The sequence below is a fragment of the Alteromonas sp. ABD4_190 genome (assembly GCF_056160105.1).
This window is the reverse complement of the sequence record NZ_JBSWWN010000001.1, coordinates 2,398,769-2,418,538: the sequence shown is the minus strand read 5'-3', so window position 1 is coordinate 2,418,538 and position 19,770 is coordinate 2,398,769. Positions and strand designations below refer to the sequence as shown.

Below are 19,770 nucleotides of genomic sequence, written 5' to 3'. Positions count from 1 at the left end.
TCATTGAATTTGTTGAATAGTAGTGAGAACTTTGTGTATCATCACAATGGCTAGAAGCCCAAAATTAGAATAAAAATTTACGGAAAGATAAAGCATTTCATGGAAGGAATTATTCGTTTCCTTGTAGTTTCCATATTTATGCTGTCGCAGCTTTTTACCTTTGCAAGCGCTGATACATTAATAGAAACCGCATCACAACACCCTACATGGCTATCACTGTTGCATTATGAAAAGCCATTAGTTGGTTCAGCCTCTTCAGCTATTAAAACTTCTGATTTTTTTTATTCAGAAACTGGGGCAGTTGACGCTTACGCTGAATTAAAAGCCACACTTAGTGCCTTTCGTGACTCTCCAAATGAGCAATGCAAGTTTCCAGCTAGATCTTTGTTTATATCTGAGTACGTCCAACCACTAACTGAAGTGAATTGTGTGCAATTCGATGCTTTTTTATCGAACATCAACCCAACTGACATGAGCCTCATATACGCGTCTGGATATCTAGGAAATCCAGCCAGTATGTACGGCCATGTCTTTCTGAAGTTTAATAATACTGAGCAAAGTGAACTACTAGACAACACATATAATTACGGCGCTCGTTATCCTGAAAACGAACACCCTATCGCTTATATTTTAAATGGTATATTCGGCGGCTATGATGGCTATTTTGCGAACCAAAAATACCATCATCAAACGCTTACTTATACTGAAAGTGAGCTTAGAGATTTGTGGGAATACTCTCTTTCGCTTGGCTCTAAAGAAATCACGTTTTTATTAGCGCATCTTTGGGAACTAGAACAGGTCCCAATGACTTATTATTTCTTTAAACAGAATTGTGCGTATCAAATTGCAAAGCTTCTTACCATTGCTACCAATCATTCTTATCTGCCAAAGGGGAAGCCATGGGTAATGCCATTCGACATTGTCACAACAATTAAAGAGAACCACCCAAGTCTCATTAAATCGGTTAAATATCACCCTTCTAGGCAAGAGGCATTGTATACACGCTTCGTGCAGTTATCTGATAAAGAACGGGCGGCACTGAAAGATGCATTGGAAGCTGAAGAAGTTTCATCTCACTCACTTACAGAAATTTTGGCTCCACTAAACGACGAGCAAAAAAAGCGTGTAATAGACACAGCATTTGATTACTTTTCATATATTACACAAACAAAAGATGACGATGCACTTTTCGCTGCTCAACAAAATAGAAAAGTATTTGTAGACGCACGCTTTGGACTTCCTCCAGGAAAAAGTAATTTTGCCGCAAAAGCACTAAAACCTCCTCACGATGCTCAAGATACAACGCTCATACAAATTGGACTAGTTCGCAATACCAGCACAGGTACGCAAGCCCGTATTAGGTTTAGAGCAAATTATTATGATCTACTCACTATTAATCCAGCGCGAATACCATTTTCGGAACTCTCAACTTTTGATATGAAATTATATATCGATAGCGAAGCACGGATTGATTTTGCTGAGCTAACCGCTCTGCGCATAACTAACTTGAATGCAGCCACTACTGACCTTCCTGGCGATAGCAAATTGACGTGGAAGCTAGCCACAGGTTACAGGGAATTATCTGTAAAAAACGACATGAACTCCTTATATATCGACGGGCTTGTCGGTAAAAGTTATTCACCGAAACAAAATATTGCAATGTACGGCGGTTTATCTACAACCGCAACAAGCAAGAACAATCTTGGCGGCTACCTTGCGGTAGGGGCTGAGTTTGGTGGTGTCACTCACATTTCACCACAATATTCTATGTCCTTTAGCGTGGGACATCAGAGGTATGTCAATGCACCCGACCAGAAGCGAACCTATGCAACGTGGGAACAACGCTTTTTGAATAATCAAAAATACGATGTTAGGGCATTGTTACGCTATAACGAAGAGTTCGAATATTCGGTATCTCTGTCGTATTACTTTTAATAAAACAATAAAACCAAAATGGAGTTTTAAAATGAAAAAAATTGCATCTATTGCACTAGCAGTTGCAGCACTATCTTCTAACGCGTTTGCGCAAGACAATGTTGAAGGCGTAAACCCTTGGAAACACTGTGGTATTGGCGCAGCAATTTTTGATGACAACGGCACTGCTGCCGCCCTTTCTAATATCATCTGGGACCTTGGTACTACAGCTATTACTTCTAAAGTATCTTCTGAAGATTCTTGTAACGGAAAGCGCACTAAAGTTGCGATGTTTATTCAAGATAACTTTGACGCGGTACTTGAGCAAACTGCAATGGGTGAAGGCGAGCACGTAAATGCAATGCTGGAAATTCTTGAAGTAAACGAAGAAAATAAAGCTGATGTTGTAGCTGCGATCCGTACTTCTGTCGATGCACAAACACAGCCAGAAGCATACTACAACGCGGTTATTGCTGCGATTTAATAGCTTATAAAGCAAACGTCGCCAGAGTTTAAACTGGCGACGTTTATTATAATTTAGTATTAACGCTGAAGGTTTCGTCAGTTCTGGCAGCTTATACTCGCTGACTCTGCCGCACTTGGTGTAAACTGAATATCTGCTACGCTCAAACTTGCCTTACCTGAGCTGCCTAGCTCAAACGGTACGACAAGGCCAGTGAAGTCAATGCCTTCGTCGACAAAGCACTGAAGATCAATGCTCACGTTCGTCCACGTATCAGCAGGCATTGCTTTTAGCTGCTCGCTAATATTAATCTGCGTTGAACAGCTGCCAGCAGCATCACCTTCGCCTTCACAGTTCATGCCTACGGTAACAGGCCCAGTAATATCTGAGTGACGGCTAACGTTAAAGCTTAGCGCCCCGCTAGTGAGTAACTGTGCACTTAAGTCTTCGCGGAAAAAGCTTTTGCTCGCAAAGCGCATCGCCGCAAATTCAGAACCATCAAAGGTCACTTTTCGTGCATCTTCTTGCACTACCTTGTCCACAGTGCGGTAGGTCAGCGCACCAAGGGTGTGAGTACTTGCGTTCACAGGTAGCGTTTCATCACCTGAATAAAGCCATAGTACCCACGGTGACTGCACGGCACCGTTTAGAATTTCCATTGCCTCGTTGTTATCCGTGCTTACTTTAATCTCAGTGTTTAGCGAATCGCTTAACACGTTTTCGGCATCAAAGGTTAACCCAAATCCATAGGGTAGCAATGGTTCGTAGGTCTCATCGCCCTTGTTCACGATTTGCTGAGGTTTTGACGGCCAAGAGAAAGAAAGCTTTCCTTTAAAGTCTTGTTCGCCAAACAACACATCTGCAACCGCATCACCTTCAGAGCCAGGCAACCAAGCGGCGACAAAAGCGTCAGACGCATTAAGCTCAGCATTCACCCACATTGGGCGGCCGCTGATAAACACAGATACCACAGGAATACCTTGAGACTTCAGCTTTTCAAGTAGCGCTAAGTCTTTCTTACTGCCGTATTGGTAGATAAGCGTTTCTCTATCGCCGTGGCCTTCTGCGTAAGGCTCTTCTCCGAATACCACAATGGCGACATCTGGCTTAGTTTCAAAATCGCCCTCAACAGAAAGCTCTACGTTACCACCTGCACTTTCGACATGCTCTTTGATGCCGTCGTAAATAGAGCTACCGCCTGGGAAGTCCGCATTAGTATTGTTGGTGCCTTGCCACGTAATACTCCAGCCACCAGACTGCTTACCAATGTTGTCGGCGCCATCACCCGCTACTAATATGTTTTTATTCGCAGAAAGAGGCAGTGTTTTATCTTTGTTTTTCAAAAGCACAAGTGACTCACGTACCGCTTGCGCAGCTACTTCACGATGCTCTGCCTTACCTATAAGCGAACGGTCGCCAGATAGTGGTCGATTTGCTGGGCTAGGCTTATCGAAAAGACCCGCACGTACTTTCACGCGAAGAATGCGGCGCACTGCATCATCGATGCGGGTCATAGATATAGTGCCATCTTTTACTTGAGCGAGGGTGTTGTCGTACAGTACCTTCCAATCGTTAGGTACCATGAAAATATCCAGACCCGCGTTAATAGCTTGCGCGCAGTCTTCATTATTACAACCTTCAACCTGCCCGTGTCCGTTCCAATCGCCTACTACGAAGCCGTCAAAGCCCATTTGATCTTTAAGTACATCATTTAATAGATACTTATGACCGTGAAGTTTTTCGCCGTTCCAGCTGTTGAACGATGCCATTACAGACTGCGCCCCAGCGGTCAATCCGCCAACATAACCTTGGGCATGTATATCGAACAGGTCTTGCTCGCTAGCTAGGTTGTTACCTTGGTCGTCTCCACCTACGGTACCGCCATCACCGACAAAGTGTTTGACCGTGCTAATTACACGCTGATCGCTTAAAAAATCTTTATCAGCAGCACCTTGTAGACCTTTAACCACTGATGCGGCATATTCCCTAACAATGGCAGGATCTTCAGAGTAGCTTTCATAGGTTCTACCCCAACGGTCGTCACGTACAACAGCAACCGTTGGCGCAAATACCCAATCAATGCCCGTCGCCATCACTTCTTTCGCTGTGATATGAGCAATTTTCTCTACTAGCTCAGGGTTATTTGCCGCACCTAAACCTATGTTATGGGGAAATAAAGTGGCGCCAATAACATTGTTATGACCGTGAACCGCATCGGTACCCCACATTGTCGGGATTGTTGAACCATCTAGGCTGTCGTCAATGGAAGCTTGATATAGCTTTTCGGCAAGTTCCACCCAATCTTCAGGAGTTGCATGCTTGTCGTTATTCGGAAACGCGCCACCACCATTGAGGTAAGAGCCAAACCCATACTTACGCATGTCTTCAACAGTGATATTGCGAATTTCTGGCTGTATCATCTGCGCAATTTTCTGTTCAAGCGTCATGGTAGATAAAATATCATCTACCTTTTTCTCTACCGCAGGGTCTGACTTTACTTCGATATCTAGCTTAGGCCATATCTCACTGGCTCTATTCGTTTTTTCTACGGCACTGTTAACTGAAGAAGCGTCTTCATCGGATGCACAAGCGCTAACTAAGACACTGACCAATGCACCTGCAACAACCTTCGCGATTAGACTTTTTCGCATTATTAATCCTCGTTACTTTTCAGTGGTTTGAAATTTAGATACGCGACTTCCTACAAGGCCATAATAAGCGATGTAGAGATAGCACGAAGCGGGCAATAGAAATGAAAGCGTAACCCCAATCGAGTCGGCCAGCATACCTTGGAAAAGTGGAACGATAGCTCCGCCCACAATAGCTAGACATAAAATGCCTGAACCTTGCGGTGTGTCCTTACCTAATTGCTGTAGTGCAAGGCTGAAAATGGTAGGGAACATAATTGAATTAAATAAACCTACGCCTAATATACTCCACAGCGCAAGGTCACCCGTACTTGAAAGCGATAGCAAAATAAGACCAATTGCCATACAGGCATTAAAGGCAAGTACATAGCCGCCAGAGATTTTTTGCATGACTACAGCGCCGATGAAACGCCCTACCATGGCTCCACCCCAGTAATATGCCAGCAATTTTGCCGCGCCAGCTTCAGTTAGTCCGCCAACCGCGGGACTGGCTAAGTAATTAACCAACATACTGCCAATAGCCACTTCTGCACCAACATACATAAAGATACCTACCGCACCTAACACAAGGTGCTTGTGATGCCATGCGCCACCTTTTAATACACCTGCATTTGCGCCTGTGTGATTAAGCTTAGGTAACTTCAAGTACATAAACACAAGAGCAAGAAGCAGTAGCGAAGCTGCCAATATTAGATAAGGAATTTGCACATCTGAAGCGCTTGGCGTGCCGCCACCGTGCTCGCCTGTAGCACCGTAAATAAGATAAGAGCCGAAAAATGGTGCCACTGTTGTACCAAAAGCGTTGAACGCCTGAGTCATGGTAAGTCGTGACGAGGCCGTTTTAGGGTCTCCTAGTGCTGTCACGAAAGGGTTGGCAGACACTTGAAGGATGGTTATACCTGACGCCAACACAAAGAGCGCCAACAAGAAAACACCATAAATTTGACTAGACGCAGCAGGGAAAAACAGCAAACAGCCTACACATGCTATAGCTAATCCAAGCACAATGCCCTTTTGGTAACCAATGCGCGACACAACCATTCCCGCGGGGAGCGATACGATGAAATAAGCGCTAAAGAAACAAAATTGAATTAACATTGCTTGCGTAAAGCTGAGGTTAAAAGCCCCCTTTAGATAGGGAATAAGTATGTCGTTCAAACATGTAATAAATCCCCACATGAAAAACAACGTGGTAAGTGAGATTAGCGCAAAGCGGTAGCTACCGTTTGCCCCTTGCTCCTGAGCGGATGAAATATTCGGCTGAACTGGTGTGTCCACAAGTAACCTCTGTTGCTATTTTTCTGATTAATGATAAATTTACATTTGAAAGCGCTTACATGCTTATCTAAATTATTTTGTAAGCGCTTACATTGAATAAATAATTACATGAAGCGTTATCGAATTCAATGTAAATATGATGTTATTTGCTTAGCGATTAGCAAAGCAAATATGATGAAATTGTTATTGCTAGGACATTTCTACGATGAAAGACATTAACCTTCCATCCAATTCTATGATGCTTTCTAAAGACTTTCTGTTTGGTGTAGCAACATCAAGCTTTCAAATAGAAGGTGACAGAAAAGGAAGGTTGGAATGCATTTGGGACACCTTCTGTGAAAAAAGCGGGACAATTTCAGATGCAACTAACGGTGATGTAGCTTGCGATCACGTCGCGCTTTGGAAGGAAGATGTAGCGCTTATCGATGCCTTGGGTGTCGATGCCTATCGACTATCTATTTCTTGGCCTCGCGTTATGATGCAAGACGGTACCGTTAATGAAGTAGGTATGCAATTTTACGTCAACCTAGTTAACGAAGTCGTAAAACGCGGTATGAAAGTGTTCGTTACGCTTTATCACTGGGATTTACCGCAGCACCTTGAAGACAATGGCGGCTGGCTAAACCGAGATACCGCTTACGCATTTGAAAAATACGCAGAGGCCGTGGCAAAAGCATTGGGCGATAAAGTTTATTCTTACGCCACCTTAAACGAGCCATTTTGCTCTGCTTATTTAGGCTATGAAGCCGGTATTCATGCACCTGGTAAAACAGGCATGGGCAACGGGCGTAAAGCAGCGCACCACCTGTTGCTTGCACATGGGTTAGCTTTGAAAGTACTTAATAGCCATTGCCCGAACAGTCAAAACGGTATTGTGCTTAACTTTAGTAACTGCCATACAACGACGAATTCTAACGAAGATAAGCACGCAGCTAAACTGGCCGACGACTACCATAACCAGTGGTATTTAAAGCCGATAATAGAAGGTAAATACCCTGAAATTATCGACATGCTCGATGCTGATAGTAAACCAGAAATACTTGAGGGTGATATGGATATCATTTCTCAAGCTATCGATTATTTGGGTATTAATTTCTACACTCGCACCCTCTATCAAAGTGATGGAAATGGTTGGTTTAAAATTGTTCCACCAGCAACAAACGAGCTAACCGCAATGGGCTGGGAAATTACCCCTGACGCATTTACCGAACTGCTCGTTGATCTCAATGAGCGCTATGACTTACCGCCCATTTATATTACAGAAAACGGTGCGGCAATGGATGATGTCCTTAATCACGGTGAAGTTATAGATGATACGCGTACCGCTTATTTTCACACTCACTTAAATGCCGTAAATCAAGCAATGGAAAAGGGTGTGGACATTCGCGGGTATTTTGCATGGAGCCTGATGGACAACTTTGAGTGGGCGCTGGGTTATTCCAAGCGTTTTGGCATTGTATATGTTGACTACGAAACCCAAAAACGCACCTTAAAACAAAGTGCTTTAGCCTATTCAAAACTGGTGAAGAGTCGCATAAATGGGTACATTAGCGGTATTAAATAAGGACAATTACTAGAAACCGTATGGCAACAATTTACCAAGTATCAGAAGCAGCTGGGGTATCGCTGGCTACCGTCTCTCGCGTTATGAATGGAAACGCGAAAGTAAGCGAACGCACGCGTAAAAAAGTGGAAGACGCTATGGCATCGCTGGGCTATCAGCCCAACGCTATTGCGCAATCTCTGGCATCAAACCGTACCAATAGTGTTGGTTTACTTGTTTCCGAACTGCATGGCTCATACTTTGGTGACTTGATGAGCACGGTTGAACACGTGCTAAAGAAAAACGGTAAACACGTAATTATCACTGCGGGTCACGTGGATGAAAAGCGTGAACACGAAGCCATAGAGTTCTTAAAAAGCCGCCGGTGTGACGCGCTTATCTTGCACGCTGAGGCAGTCTCTGACGAATACTTGAAAAAGCTGGTCGACAGCAAAGTCCCGGTTGTAGTGATTAACCGAAAAGTAGACGAGCTTGAGCAACATTGCTTTGTTGTAGACAACGTAAAAGGTGGCTACTTGGCAACAAAAGCAGCCATTGACGCGGGTCATACGAAGATAGCTTACATTAGCGGCCCGCTATTTAAAAAAGATGCGAGCGATCGCCTTGCTGGTCACAAAAAAGCCCTTGAAGAAGCTGGACTTACATTTGACAGCAACAGCTTGTTCGAAGGCGACTTTCATGAGTCTACAGGTCAGGAAGGGATGCATCATCTTCAAGCGACCTTTCCGGATTTTACCGCCCTTGTGTGCGCAAACGATGAAATGGCCTCTGGCGCAATGACGGCGGCTCGAGAAGCTGGATTTGATATTCCAACTCAGCTTTCCATTGTTGGTTTCGATAACGTGCTATTTTCGCGCTATCTCTATCCTAAGCTAACAACCATTAATAACCCTATTCACGCTATGGGAGAAATGGCCGCTTATTGGGTACTTGAACATGTTTATGACATTAAAAGTCCTATCCCAATTGAGCACTTATTTGTTCCTGAAGTCGTTGATAGGGACACATTAGGCAAATTATAAAATGCATAAAGCCCTGACTCCCTCGCTATACTATACGCTCATTGTTTCCCTTGGTGGGTTCATATTTGGTTTTGATGCCAGCGTGATAGCCGGAGCCAATGGCTTTATTGATGCCGAGTTTAACCTAAGTGATTGGCAGCAAGGTTTTGTAGTCAGCTCTCCTACGTTGGGCGCACTTATTGCCATGCTCTTTGCAGGCGGCATAAGCGATGCTATCGGAAGACGAAAAGCCCTGATCCTTGTGGCTTTCTTGTATTTGCTTTCCTCTATAGGCTCTGCCCTCGCCCCTAGTTTCGAACTCCTAGTACTTGCTCGGTTTATTGGCGGCATAGCATTTTGCTCACTAATCATTGCCCCACTGTATATTTCAGAGATTAGCTCACCAGAAAACCGTGGAAAAATGGTATCGGTGAATCAACTCAACATTGTGTTTGGTTTCGCCTTGTCCTATTTCACTAACTACTACTTGCTACAACTTAGCGGCAGTGGAGCAGCTTGGGTTGCCGATTGGGGTTTAGACACTCACCTTTGGCGCTACATGTTAGGGCTTGAAGTCATTCCAGCCGCATTGTGGTTTGGCCTACTATTTACTATTCCACGTAGTCCTCGATGGTTAGTACTAAAAGGAAGGCAAGAAGAAGCAGAGCAGGTGATAAACCGCCTTTTCGATAAGGCACAAGCCCATGCACTTGTTGAGGATATTGCGTCTTCGCTTAATGAGAAAACTTGGACGCTACGTGAACGCCTTGATTTTTTAAAAGCAAAAGCCATGCGCTATCCTTTGATGGTAGGAATCATTATTGCCATTGCGCAGCAAATTACCGGCATCAACGTTATCTTTTTCTATGCTCCTACTATTTTTGAACAAAGTGGCGTGGGTACCAACGCCGCCTTTATGCAGGCGGTATGGATTGGCGTAGTGAATGTCGCCTTTACTGTTGTGGCAATGATGACTATTGATAAGTGGGGTAGAAAGCCACTACTCATTGTGGGTTTAACCGGTGTTGTAATTAGCATGGCTATCTGCACCTATGGTTTTAAACAAGCCACTTACCAAGTACAACAAACAGCTGTTAGCACTATTCAACAAGAGGCTCCCATCGCAACAAGCAAATTAGAGCCTCTAACTAACCAAGTCTATTATTCGGACGTGGAATTTAAACGGGCACTCAGAGCTGTTTTATCAAGTGAAGAGTTTGATACCTATCAACAGCCATTGCTTACCACCGGTATCACTATGAACGCGCCCTTAGTGCTGTTTGGCATTATCGCGTTTGTAGCCTCTTTCGCTATGTCTTTAGGCCCTGTGATGTGGGCGATGCTAGCCGAAATTTTTCCTAATCAAACTCGTGGTTTGGCTATCTCTTTGGTGGGCGTGATTAACTCCTTAACCAGCTTTCTAATTCAAATTATCTTTCCATGGGAGCTAGCTAACTTAGGGGCAGCCACAACATTTGCTATTTACGGCTGTTTTGCATTAATCAGCCTCATTTTAGTTGCTAAGCTCTTTCCGGAAACTAAGGGTAGAAGCTTAGAAGACATTACAAGAAACTTTGAACATAAGGCTATGAAATAGCGCACTGTGTTTGCAGTGAAATTTTAATGTCGGCTTCGCCTAGTTGAAGGTGCGTTTTTACGTTTAGCGCGTCTGGTGTTGTGTGGGATGCAACTAAAATCAATGTGGTAGCAGAAAGACTATTTAGTACCTCACTCACCTTTTGTTGTGTGTAAGAATCTAACCCCTCAAAAGGCTCATCTACAGCAAGAACAGGTGGCTTTGCTAGTATTGCACGAGCTAGCGCCAATCGCTTTCGCTCACCACCGGATAAAGGCCTTCCAGCTTTTCCTACCCAATTCGTCAAGGGCAGAATCTCTTCCAGGCCAAGCGAAGACAACAACTCACTCATTTCATTTTGAGAAATATCGTTGCCCGCTGGGTCTAGGTTTAAGGATATACTGCCTGATAACACAATAGGTTCCTGCTCTACATAACGCCAGTTTGTTACCATGCCCTCAGGCATGCCTATGCCGTCAATTTCGCGCAGCCCCGTAGCTGGCAGCAAACCAATAATTGACTGCAACAATGAAGACTTACCGCATCCCGACGGCCCAGAAATACAAACAACACCATTCGCAGGTAGTGAAGTATTAACCAAACTTGCATGTCGACCTTTAGCAGAAAACTGAATTAAATTAAGTGAGTGTTTTATTTCTCTATCACGATACTGCCTAATTGGCGTGGCTTTAAGTTGCTTAAGAGCATTGACGCTTTGTTTGTACTGCGCAAATTTACTTACACTTAAAAAGCCTGTACTTGCCCAGTCAGGCGCTGCCAATAGAACCATAGGTATGACTATAGCGATAGGCGCGAATACAAGGGCCGACGCCACGGGTGAAACACCCGACATGACTAAAACAACAAATAAAAACGCTAATCCCTGAAACCACCATGCTGTTCGTTGTGCCTTAGCTTTTTGCGCCAGCTGATAGCGCCATACCTGACTAGCACTCGGTATTTTAGTGTTGTCAGGGTTAGGTGAGGCAAGGTCATTTTCAATCATCGATTTGTCCAGATGCCAAATGGCACTGCGGTTGAAAAAATCGGAAGATTGCTGGCGAAATAGCTTGTTTGCTTTATTGGCCTCTTTCGCAAGCGTTAGTGCGGTTACGCCTTGCACGGCCACAAAAGCTAGCCAAGCAACAAATAGCGACAGAATATAAAAAGCGCCGGGGAGGTCGAGGTACACCGCAGCAACGCACAAACCTGAGAAGATGAATACAACGCTTGATAGAGGGGCAACCCATGCAATCCATTTGCTCGCAAGCTCTTCAGTATGTTGTGCTAGTGCTTCTGTGGTATAGGCCTTATCAGTAATCTGACTGTTTTCTAGCTGACAAAAAACGCGCAGCCGTGCTTTTGCAATGCGAGCTAGGAGGTCATTGTGTCCAAACCACATACTGGCATAACCTGACGCAATACGAAGAAGCGCCAAAGCGCGAATGACCACAGCAGGTATTACATAGTTAAACCCCACTGGCGCTATTGCACTAATCGCAATAAACCAAGCAGAAATAACAAGAATACTAATCCCCGCTATGCCGTGCAAAAGAGCCAGTAGTAACGTCAGATAAGCGGGTTTTTCATTATTCAAAACCAAAACTCCTTTTCTGATCATTTGAATTTTTATTCACAGCACTGGTTACTACTTTCACTACACTTGTTACATCACAATCGTGGTTGCCGTGTTCTATACCAGTGTCGCTGTGATCATTATTCGCTTCAGTATTTGCTTGGTTGAGTGACGTTTTTTTCTCAACCGACCAAAACTGATTAAACCAATTACTTGGCAATGCTTTGTGAGAGGCCCATATCAAGGTTTTGCTCTCGCCCAAACGCTTAATCAACTGAGCTAGCCTATGGTGTTGCTCATCGGGTAAATGTGCGGTTGGTTCATCGAGAAGCCAGATACTTTCATCACGTAATAACGCTCTTGCCAGTGACAAACGCTGTGCTTCACCGCCTGAAAGTTGAGGGTAGTCTGTCATCACAGTATCAAGCCCATAGGGCAACAGTGTTAGCCAAGCTTCAAGTTCAACGTCTTGCAATGCGGTCATTAAGATGTCATCGGAGTAAGTATCGTTAAGACATAGGTTCTCCCGCACTGAACCTGGCGTGATGACTGGGTGCTGAGTGATCCACACTACTGGCTGTTCGAATTTATGGGTCGCTGGCCTTTGGCCACTAAGCGCCTCTAACAATAAGGTTTTGCCCGCTCCAGATTTCCCATTAAGGAGCACCTTATCGCCTTTTGAGATTATCAAGGAGTTAGCTTTTAGTAAGGCAGGTTGTACGTGCCCTCCATTAAGTGAAGCAGGCTCGCGCAAGTCGAACACGTTGAAGTTAGAAGCATCTAGTAACCGTGACATTTCCTCAGGATTATCAGCGCGTTGAGCATAAGATTGTAGTGAAATCGTATTAGCCACATGTGAGTACAATGGAGCCAGTTCTTCTTGCGCTGCTTCAGCCTGAGCTTTTTGATGATACACCTGCCCCAGTTTTTTCATTTCACTTAGTAACAAGGGTACGGTAAGTAAAACCCATAAGCCTTGCTGCAAGGTTATAGCCGGGCCAATTTCAAGCTCACCTAATAGCGAAAACCCAATAAACACCGCCACTAACGCCACAGCAAGCGTGGCAAAAAAATCGAGCACACTATTAGATAAAAATGCGACACTGACGACTTTCATTGTGCGTGTATTTAACTGTTCGCTTGCTTCTTTTAGCAGGCCGGTTTGTCTTTGATGCGCTTGAAAATTTGCTAGCATCGGCAATGCCGCTAAACGGTCTGTAAATAAGCTTCCCAACCTTTCAAGAGCGACAAAGTGTTTACGATGCAGTGCAGCTGCGCCCTTACCAACAATAATCATGAAAAGCGGCACAACAGGAAGTGTGATTAGTAACCCAAGACCAATAACCGGATTGACATAAAAAATTACTGTTAATGCTAATAAAGGCACTACAACGGCTATTGTTTGCTGAACACGATATTCCAATGCCCAATCTGTAAAAGCTTGTAGATTCTGTAACCATAGCGTTTGCCAGTAATAAACTGAGTGCTGTCGAACCAAGGCATGTTGGCGAGAAACAAACACCTTACTTAACTTCTGCTCCAGCTTGTTGAGCACCGAGTCTTTCGCTTGGCACGACAAGCGATTCGCTACGCCTTGAAGCACCCAGGTTATTCCCAAGCAAACAGATAAGCCCGCTAGATCACTTTGTAAGGCGGGTGTTTTATTCACCACCCAGTCTTGGGCAATATTAGAAAAGTAATAAAAACCAATAATTAAAGAAAAAAGCGACAAACACTTAACCGCTACCTGTGACATAAGCGAACGGCGCAAGCCAAGCGTGTGCGCGCTATCCATTTCCTTACACCACTGAGTAAGTGTTTGCCTGTTGGGAACCTTTTCTTTAATCACTGTTCGTATCTTTCTCGTTATTTGATTTCTTTTTCACCCTCTTCGAAGGGGTGGTGGGCTGGCCGCAAAGCCCCCTTTGACGGGTTCACGGCGTGTTCTTGCGGCCAGCCTACTTCCATTTCTACTCTTGATCTTCCGGTCTATCCATATTTTCTGTAGCTTCTAACCACATGGCGTTGATAATGCCGAAAGAGCACGCCAGTAAAACACCTAATATCCAAGCGAAATACCACATAAATATCTCCTTAATAGATAGTGTGAGATTGGTCGAGGTCATCATTTTTGATACGACCACGCATCACGTAAAAGCTATAAGCGGTGTAGCTAAGTACAATGGGCACAAAGATACAGGCAACGATGAACATAACATTTAGCGTCATGTGACTAGACGTTGCATCCCATACGGTAAGGCTAGCTTCTGGCATTGTGATGCTAGGCATTAGGAACGGGAACATTGAAAAGCCCGCAGTTAAAATTACGCCAGTGATAAACAGTGCACTTGATACAAACGCCATACCCGGGTTGCCTTTCTTAGAGAAAAACGCACAGGCAAGGCCAGCTACTACACCTAATACAGGGGCCACCACCATGAAAGGATATTTGCTGTAATTGCTCATCCAAGCGCCCGCTTCAATAGCGACCTCTTTCTTAAGCGGATTCGATGTAGCAATAGTGTCTACCGCAGAGGTAATCACAAAGCCATCTAAGCCAAATGCTACCCAAAAACCTGCAATAACAAACAAGGCTACGCCTACAAGGCTCAATACTACTGACACGGCGCGGGCTCTAACTTCAATAAAACCATCGGTTTTCATTTGTAACCAGGTTGCACCGTGGTTAAGTAAAATAGCTACTGACAGTAATCCGCTCACTAAGGCAAAAGGCGTCAGCAAACCAAAGAACGAACCTGTATAGGTTGATTTAAGGGTACTATCTAGCTCGAAAGGCACACCTAATAGCAGGTTACCAAACGCCACGCCAAAAATGAGCGACGGAATAATGCCACCAGCAAAAAGCGCCCAGTCCCAGGCTTTGCGCCACTGAGGGTTTGGTAGTTTACTGCGGTAATCAAAACCAATAGGACGCATCCATAGGGCAATTAAGGTTAATGCTAACGCGAGGTAAAAGCCCGAAAACGCCGTAGCATAAATCATTGGCCACGCCGCAAAGATAGCGCCACCAGCGGTAATAAACCACACCTGATTTCCGTCCCAGTGAGGTCCAACAGTGTTAATCATCACACGACGTTCTTTGTCATTTTTCCCGATAAGGGTAAGCAAAGCGCCCACTCCTAAATCGAAGCCGTCAGTTACGGCGAACCCAATTAGCAGCACGCCAACTAAGCACCACCAAATGACGCGTAACAGTTCATAATCAATCATGCTTTTGCTCCTTGCTCATCAAGGTCAATAAGATCAAGCTCAGTTTCAGTCTTTGTATCTTCCGGAGGCACAGGACCTTTCTTCGCGAATTTTTTCATTAGGTAAAAACCAATGATGAACATTGCTGTGTAGAAGACGGTATAGGCAACAATAGTGGTTACCACATCGCTAATCGCCAGGTTAGACACTGAGGTATGCACCGGCAATACTTCTGCAATAGACCATGGCTGACGACCATATTCAGCAACGAACCAGCCAGCTTCACAGGCCACCCAAGGAAGTGGTAAACCATAGAGAGCGCCTCTTAGTAGCCAGCGAGGCTTGGTGATTTTATGCTTTGTGCTGTAATAAAATGCACACAAGAACAGAGCAAGCATAATAAAGCCTGCGGCAACCATGATTCGGAAACTCCAAAATAGCGGGGCCACCGGTGGAATGCTGTAGTCAACGGCTTGTTGAATGGCTGTGTCTGATGGGTTTGACACATCGTCTGTGTAGGGCTCAAGCAGCATGGCGTAGCCAAGACTGTCTTTGTTGGCTTCAAAGGCTGCGCGCTGCTCAGCTGTTGCAGTACCATTTCTTACATTATCAAGCACTTCATAAGCTTTGATGCCGCTTAAAATACGCTCGCGATTCTCTTCTTTAAGATCCTTAATACCTTTCACTTCTTCAGTTAACGAGCGAGTAGCAATGATGCCCATTGCCCACGGAATCTGAAGAGCGTATTCAGTTTCTTCTTTTTCATCGTTAGGTATACCAAAAACAGTGAAGGGTGCTGGCGCAGGGTGGGTCTCGTATTCAGCTTCAACTGCAGCTAATTTCACTTTTTGCACGTCACCCAGTTCATAGCCACTTTCGTCACCTAAAACAATAACTGACAAAGTTGAAGCTAAGCCAAAGCTGGCTGCAATCGCAAACGAGCGACGGGCAAACGCAATATGCTTGTGGTTTAGTAGATAGTAGCTAGAGATTGCCAACACAAACATTGCGCCGGTCACGTAGCCTGCTGAAACTGTATGAACGAACTTAACCTGAGCTACAGGGTTAAAAATAACGTCAGCGAAGCTGGTCATTTCCATACGCATGGCTTCAAAGTTAAATTCAGCACCTACTGGATACTGCATCCAGCCATTAGCGATTAGGATCCAAAGCGCTGAGAAGTTAGAACCAATAGCAACTAACCAAGTAGCCATAAGGTGCTTCACCTTAGACATTTTGTCCCAGCCAAAAAAGAACAGGCCCACGAAGGTAGACTCCAAGAAGAAAGCCATAAGCCCTTCAATAGCCAAAGGCGCGCCAAAGATATCGCCGACATAGTGGGAATAGTATGACCAGTTCATGCCAAACTGGAATTCCATGGTTAAGCCTGTGGCTACACCAATGGCAAAGTTAATACCAAACAGCTTTCCCCAAAACTGGGTCATTTGCTTGTATATCTCTTTACCTGTCATCACATAGACCGACTCCATGATGGCAAGTAGAAAGCTTAGCCCTAATGTTAAGGGTACAAAAATAAAGTGGAACATCGCAGTTAATGCAAATTGCCACCGCGATAGTTCTATTAACGTATCGCTCATGGGTTATCTCCCTCGTCTCTCTTGCGCGATAAGCGCTTGACCTTAAATAAATTTATTGGTTATTCAGTGGTTGTCACATGAACATTCATCACAGCTAGAGCATGGTTTGTGCCATTCATCACTTTTCTCGTTAATCTGAACTAACAACTGATGAATGACAGTCTATTCGTACTGTGCAGGACAATTATTCCATGGCGAAAAGTTGCGCACTTTGATCCATCGCAAGGATTCAATACGATTACCGCGCCAATTTTGTCACTTTCAATGACAATATTGACGCAGATAAAAAGAAGAGGGGGGGCGTCGTAGCCTTGTTTAATAGGTTGAGAAGAGAGCTTTTTTGCTTCAGCTAATAAAAAAATTAACTTAAATTACTGCGGCGAATAGGTCAGCGTGAACGCGCCGCGCAATTCACCAAGTTCAAACCCAGTGGCCTCATCCTTAGGGTAATGTTTTATAATGGTTTCCTTTACTGAAGGTGCAACTTGGCCGCCGTGGCACGCCATGCAAACTTGACCTTGTTGAATAGCCATCATGTACCGGAATTCGCCACTGTCGCTGTCATATTTATAGGTGTCTATAGGCGTAGACGGCGGCTTACCCTCTAGCTTAGTCTTTTCCAATAGAGAAGCGAAAAGGGCTAGCTGCTCGCGCTCCCATTCGTCTGGCGCGTTATTCGGGTTTCTTACTTTTAGCGCAGTACGCCCTACTTCCCACCCATTTTGGCTAAGCCCCTCGGCGATAGGCTCAGCGGCCAACTGACACTCTTCTACACCCGCTTCCAAACCGCCAGACTGAATTGCCTGTTTTAGCCTCGATTTAAGCGCTCCACCAAGGGCTTTAGCGTGAACTCTTGCCTGCTTTACTTTTGTTTGTACTTCGCTTTCAGCTAGCTCGCTGGTTTGTGCATTAGCGAAAGAGCACCCAGCGCTTACGGCTACCCCCAACGCAATTAAAAAGATGCGTTTTTTCATTGTGTAACTCTCCTATTGACGGACGTATTTGCACTCAGGCATTGTGATTCAACTAAAACAATCAACAAGCTCTATGCCAATATGTTAAGTTGGCAAAATAAAAGTAGCATTAACTAATACGCTGACAATGAACATATCAATTGTACAAGCAATGATAGATGCAATAGACAAACCCGCTATTTTCATCAATCAAAACTACATTATTGAGGCGGTCAATGCGCCTTACAGAGATACTTACCCTGTCGATATCAAGCTCGGTTATAGCACCTGTTATCAGGTATCTCATCGAAACAATAAGCCCTGTGACCAATGCGGCGAGCAGTGCCCTATGCAGGAAAGTAAAAAGTCGGGCCGAGCAGCTAGTGTGGTGCATATCCATACCACCAGCGAGGGCCAAAGCTACTGTGACATTCTGATGCGACCTATCTTCGACGGTCACGGGGATTTAATAGGTTATCTGGAAATTCTAGATAAGCTTGCCTTTGCGTCTAACCGCCCCTCTGCTGGAAAAATGATTGGCGAGTCTGAAGCATTCAAAACGATGCTGAATAAAATTAACCGCGCTGCAAACTCAGATATATCTGTTTTACTGTTTGGTGAAACCGGAACCGGGAAAGAACTGGTGTCTCAGGCTCTACACTCAAGTAGCCATCGGGCTGAAAAACCTTTTGTTGTAATTGAATGCACTGGGTTGTCTGATGCGTTGCTTGAAAGCGAGTTATTCGGCTATGAAAAAGGTGCGTTCACCGGCGCGACCACTAATAAAAAAGGACTGGTAGAGGCGGCAGAGGGTGGCACTCTATTTTTCGACGAAGTAGGCGATATTCCCCTCGCCATGCAGGTTAAACTACTCCGGCTTTTTGAAACCCAGACCTACCGCCCTGTGGGAAGCGTAGTTTCAAAGAAGGCCAACTTCCGTTTGGTGTGTGCATCACATAAAAATTTAAAGCAAATGGTAGAAAAGGGGGAATTCAGGCGTGACCTTTACTATCGAATTGCTGGCTTTCCTATCAATCTTCCGTCCTTACGAGAGAGAAAGTCAGATATTGCGTTAATTGCAACGCACTTTTTGGCCCAGTCCCACGAGAAAAAGCGTTTCCATAAAAAAGCCCTCGAAAAATTAAGCAGCTACGCCTTTCCGGGTAATATTCGCGAGTTGCGCAACATCGTTGACCAAGCTGTATTACTTGCCGATGAGACCATAATCTACGAGTCGGATCTCCCCGTGTTAGACGAGTTCACCGACGAGAATAACGCTTCCATCGAGGGTATAGATGATCAATACCCACTAACAACAAGCGGAGTTAATCTTGGCAAGGGTATTATGACTCTCGACGAGGTAGAAGATGCTTATCTTGCTCAGGTAGCAAGCTCCTTTAAAGGCGATATAAACAGCCTCGCGGACGCGCTAGGCGTAAGTACCCGCACGCTTTACCGAAAGCTTAAAAAGGCCGGTGTTAAAGAACTTAATTAAAATGTGGAAACATTCATCCATCGCACGCTATGATAAAGACGCGCAACGTAAAAAGATAAACAATGTCGATTAAACACCTGACAGCCTTAACACTCTGCCTTTGTATGCTTTTGCAAAATGCATTAGCACTGGGCCTTGCTTCGCATACTATGCAGCATGCCCGTGGGTTGGTGGGTGATGACATTGAGCTTATCTGTACTGGCAAAACCATGCGCTATATATCGGTAAGCGCAACAGAGCTTGAAGGTGAGTTTGTATTTATAAGCCCAGAACTACTAAAAGCACCTGTTGAGCACGTAGATTGTACCAACGGCACGTTGGCCGACCTTCCTCAAATGGACAACGTACCTGTAGATGCATTAGTAGTGATATCCCTTGTGCGCTATCGCGCCTTGGCGTCTCGCCTTGCAGCAGCACCCTACACATCTTTTGCCTTTGCGGCTCCGCCAGGTCGCGCTCCACCTCTCGCATAACAACGCCTAAAACACACTTAA

Annotated in this window: 15 protein-coding genes; 7 read left to right on the top strand and 8 right to left on the bottom strand. The window is 44.7% G+C overall.

Annotated features, from left to right (window positions below; translation table 11 throughout):
- The first annotated feature begins 99 nt into the window (after positions 1-99).
- Together ACXAFM_RS10680 and ACXAFM_RS10675 are read left to right on the top strand one after the other, a co-directional pair.
- Positions 100-1,935 carry an Lnb N-terminal periplasmic domain-containing protein gene (locus ACXAFM_RS10680; protein ID WP_474834532.1) on the top strand — a complete coding sequence of 612 codons (1,836 nt, stop codon included), beginning with the start codon at positions 100-102 and terminating at the stop codon, positions 1,933-1,935.
- Positions 1,936-1,966: 31 nt separating this feature from the next.
- A complete protein-coding gene (locus tag ACXAFM_RS10675) occupies positions 1,967-2,398 on the top strand; it encodes a DUF3015 family protein (RefSeq protein ID WP_474834530.1) in 432 nt (143 codons plus the stop codon).
- A gap of 77 nt (positions 2,399-2,475) precedes the next feature.
- Here ACXAFM_RS10675 and ACXAFM_RS10670 read toward each other — a convergent pair whose 3' ends face one another.
- Positions 2,476-5,028 (bottom strand): glycoside hydrolase family 3 protein, encoded by a 2,553-nt coding sequence (locus ACXAFM_RS10670; RefSeq protein WP_474834528.1) that lies wholly within the window; start codon positions 5,026-5,028, stop codon positions 2,476-2,478.
- Between the two features lie 12 nt (positions 5,029-5,040).
- Positions 5,041-6,303: a sugar MFS transporter gene (locus ACXAFM_RS10665; RefSeq protein WP_474834526.1), complete on the bottom strand. Its 1,263-nt coding sequence runs from the start codon at positions 6,301-6,303 to the stop codon at positions 5,041-5,043.
- A gap of 205 nt (positions 6,304-6,508) precedes the next feature.
- On the opposite strand from ACXAFM_RS10665, the gene ACXAFM_RS10660 reads away from it, so the two are divergent.
- The 3 genes from ACXAFM_RS10660 to ACXAFM_RS10650 are packed head-to-tail and all read left to right on the top strand — an operon-like array spanning position 6,509 to position 10,465.
- Positions 6,509-7,867 carry a GH1 family beta-glucosidase gene (locus ACXAFM_RS10660; RefSeq protein WP_474834525.1) on the top strand — a complete coding sequence of 453 codons (1,359 nt, stop codon included), beginning with the start codon at positions 6,509-6,511 and terminating at the stop codon, positions 7,865-7,867.
- A gap of 20 nt (positions 7,868-7,887) precedes the next feature.
- Positions 7,888-8,889 (top strand): LacI family DNA-binding transcriptional regulator, encoded by a 1,002-nt coding sequence (locus ACXAFM_RS10655; RefSeq protein ID WP_474834523.1) that lies wholly within the window; start codon positions 7,888-7,890, stop codon positions 8,887-8,889.
- 1 nt (position 8,890) lies between these two features.
- The gene (locus ACXAFM_RS10650) at positions 8,891-10,465 is read left to right on the top strand and encodes a sugar porter family MFS transporter (protein ID WP_474834521.1); all 1,575 of its coding nucleotides are present in this window, start codon (positions 8,891-8,893) and stop codon (positions 10,463-10,465) included.
- On the opposite strand, the gene ACXAFM_RS10645 is transcribed toward ACXAFM_RS10650, so the two are convergent.
- The 6 genes from ACXAFM_RS10645 to ACXAFM_RS10620 form a co-directional block, all read right to left on the bottom strand.
- Positions 10,455-12,041, bottom strand: a complete 1,587-nt coding sequence (locus ACXAFM_RS10645) for an ATP-binding cassette domain-containing protein (protein ID WP_474834520.1) — start codon at positions 12,039-12,041, stop codon at positions 10,455-10,457. The genes ACXAFM_RS10650 and ACXAFM_RS10645 overlap by 11 nt on opposite strands.
- Positions 12,034-13,815 (bottom strand): ABC transporter ATP-binding protein/permease, encoded by a 1,782-nt coding sequence (locus ACXAFM_RS10640; RefSeq protein ID WP_474835556.1) that lies wholly within the window; start codon positions 13,813-13,815, stop codon positions 12,034-12,036. Before ACXAFM_RS10640 ends, ACXAFM_RS10645 begins: the two co-directional genes overlap by 8 nt.
- 175 nt (positions 13,816-13,990) lie before the next feature.
- The gene (gene cydX / locus ACXAFM_RS10635) at positions 13,991-14,104 is read right to left on the bottom strand and encodes a cytochrome bd-I oxidase subunit CydX (RefSeq protein WP_012519975.1); all 114 of its coding nucleotides are present in this window, start codon (positions 14,102-14,104) and stop codon (positions 13,991-13,993) included.
- A 10-nt stretch (positions 14,105-14,114) separates the two neighbouring features.
- The gene (gene cydB, locus ACXAFM_RS10630) at positions 14,115-15,251 is read right to left on the bottom strand and encodes a cytochrome d ubiquinol oxidase subunit II (protein ID WP_474803939.1); all 1,137 of its coding nucleotides are present in this window, start codon (positions 15,249-15,251) and stop codon (positions 14,115-14,117) included.
- Positions 15,248-16,828: a cytochrome ubiquinol oxidase subunit I gene (locus ACXAFM_RS10625; protein WP_474834518.1), complete on the bottom strand. Its 1,581-nt coding sequence runs from the start codon at positions 16,826-16,828 to the stop codon at positions 15,248-15,250. Before ACXAFM_RS10625 ends, cydB begins: the two co-directional genes overlap by 4 nt.
- 371 nt (positions 16,829-17,199) lie before the next feature.
- On the bottom strand, positions 17,200-17,802 hold the full coding sequence (locus ACXAFM_RS10620; protein WP_474834516.1) for a Tll0287-like domain-containing protein: 603 nt from the start codon (positions 17,800-17,802) through the stop codon (positions 17,200-17,202).
- Positions 17,803-17,953: 151 nt separating this feature from the next.
- On the opposite strand from ACXAFM_RS10620, the gene ACXAFM_RS10615 reads away from it, so the two are divergent.
- Positions 17,954-19,276, top strand: a complete 1,323-nt coding sequence (locus ACXAFM_RS10615; RefSeq protein ID WP_474835555.1) for a sigma-54 interaction domain-containing protein — start codon at positions 17,954-17,956, stop codon at positions 19,274-19,276.
- A gap of 62 nt (positions 19,277-19,338) precedes the next feature.
- On the top strand, positions 19,339-19,749 hold the full coding sequence (locus ACXAFM_RS10610; protein ID WP_474829294.1) for a hypothetical protein: 411 nt from the start codon (positions 19,339-19,341) through the stop codon (positions 19,747-19,749).
- The last annotated feature ends 21 nt before the right edge of the window (positions 19,750-19,770 follow it).

Coding starts and splice junctions, on each gene's coding strand:
- ACXAFM_RS10620 (WP_474834516.1), bottom strand. CDS start 17,802: ATGAAAAAACGCATCTTTTTAATTGCGTTGGGGGTAGCCGTAAGCGCT.
- ACXAFM_RS10610 (WP_474829294.1), top strand. CDS start 19,339: ATGTCGATTAAACACCTGACAGCCTTAACACTCTGCCTTTGTATGCTT.
- ACXAFM_RS10660 (WP_474834525.1), top strand. CDS start 6,509: ATGAAAGACATTAACCTTCCATCCAATTCTATGATGCTTTCTAAAGAC.
- ACXAFM_RS10670 (WP_474834528.1), bottom strand. CDS start 5,028: ATGCGAAAAAGTCTAATCGCGAAGGTTGTTGCAGGTGCATTGGTCAGT.
- ACXAFM_RS10625 (WP_474834518.1), bottom strand. CDS start 16,828: ATGAGCGATACGTTAATAGAACTATCGCGGTGGCAATTTGCATTAACT.
- ACXAFM_RS10680 (WP_474834532.1), top strand. CDS start 100: ATGGAAGGAATTATTCGTTTCCTTGTAGTTTCCATATTTATGCTGTCG.
- ACXAFM_RS10650 (WP_474834521.1), top strand. CDS start 8,891: ATGCATAAAGCCCTGACTCCCTCGCTATACTATACGCTCATTGTTTCC.
- ACXAFM_RS10615 (WP_474835555.1), top strand. CDS start 17,954: ATGATAGATGCAATAGACAAACCCGCTATTTTCATCAATCAAAACTAC.
- ACXAFM_RS10655 (WP_474834523.1), top strand. CDS start 7,888: ATGGCAACAATTTACCAAGTATCAGAAGCAGCTGGGGTATCGCTGGCT.
- cydB (WP_474803939.1), bottom strand. CDS start 15,251: ATGATTGATTATGAACTGTTACGCGTCATTTGGTGGTGCTTAGTTGGC.
- cydX (WP_012519975.1), bottom strand. CDS start 14,104: ATGTGGTATTTCGCTTGGATATTAGGTGTTTTACTGGCGTGCTCTTTC.
- ACXAFM_RS10640 (WP_474835556.1), bottom strand. CDS start 13,815: ATGGATAGCGCGCACACGCTTGGCTTGCGCCGTTCGCTTATGTCACAG.
- ACXAFM_RS10675 (WP_474834530.1), top strand. CDS start 1,967: ATGAAAAAAATTGCATCTATTGCACTAGCAGTTGCAGCACTATCTTCT.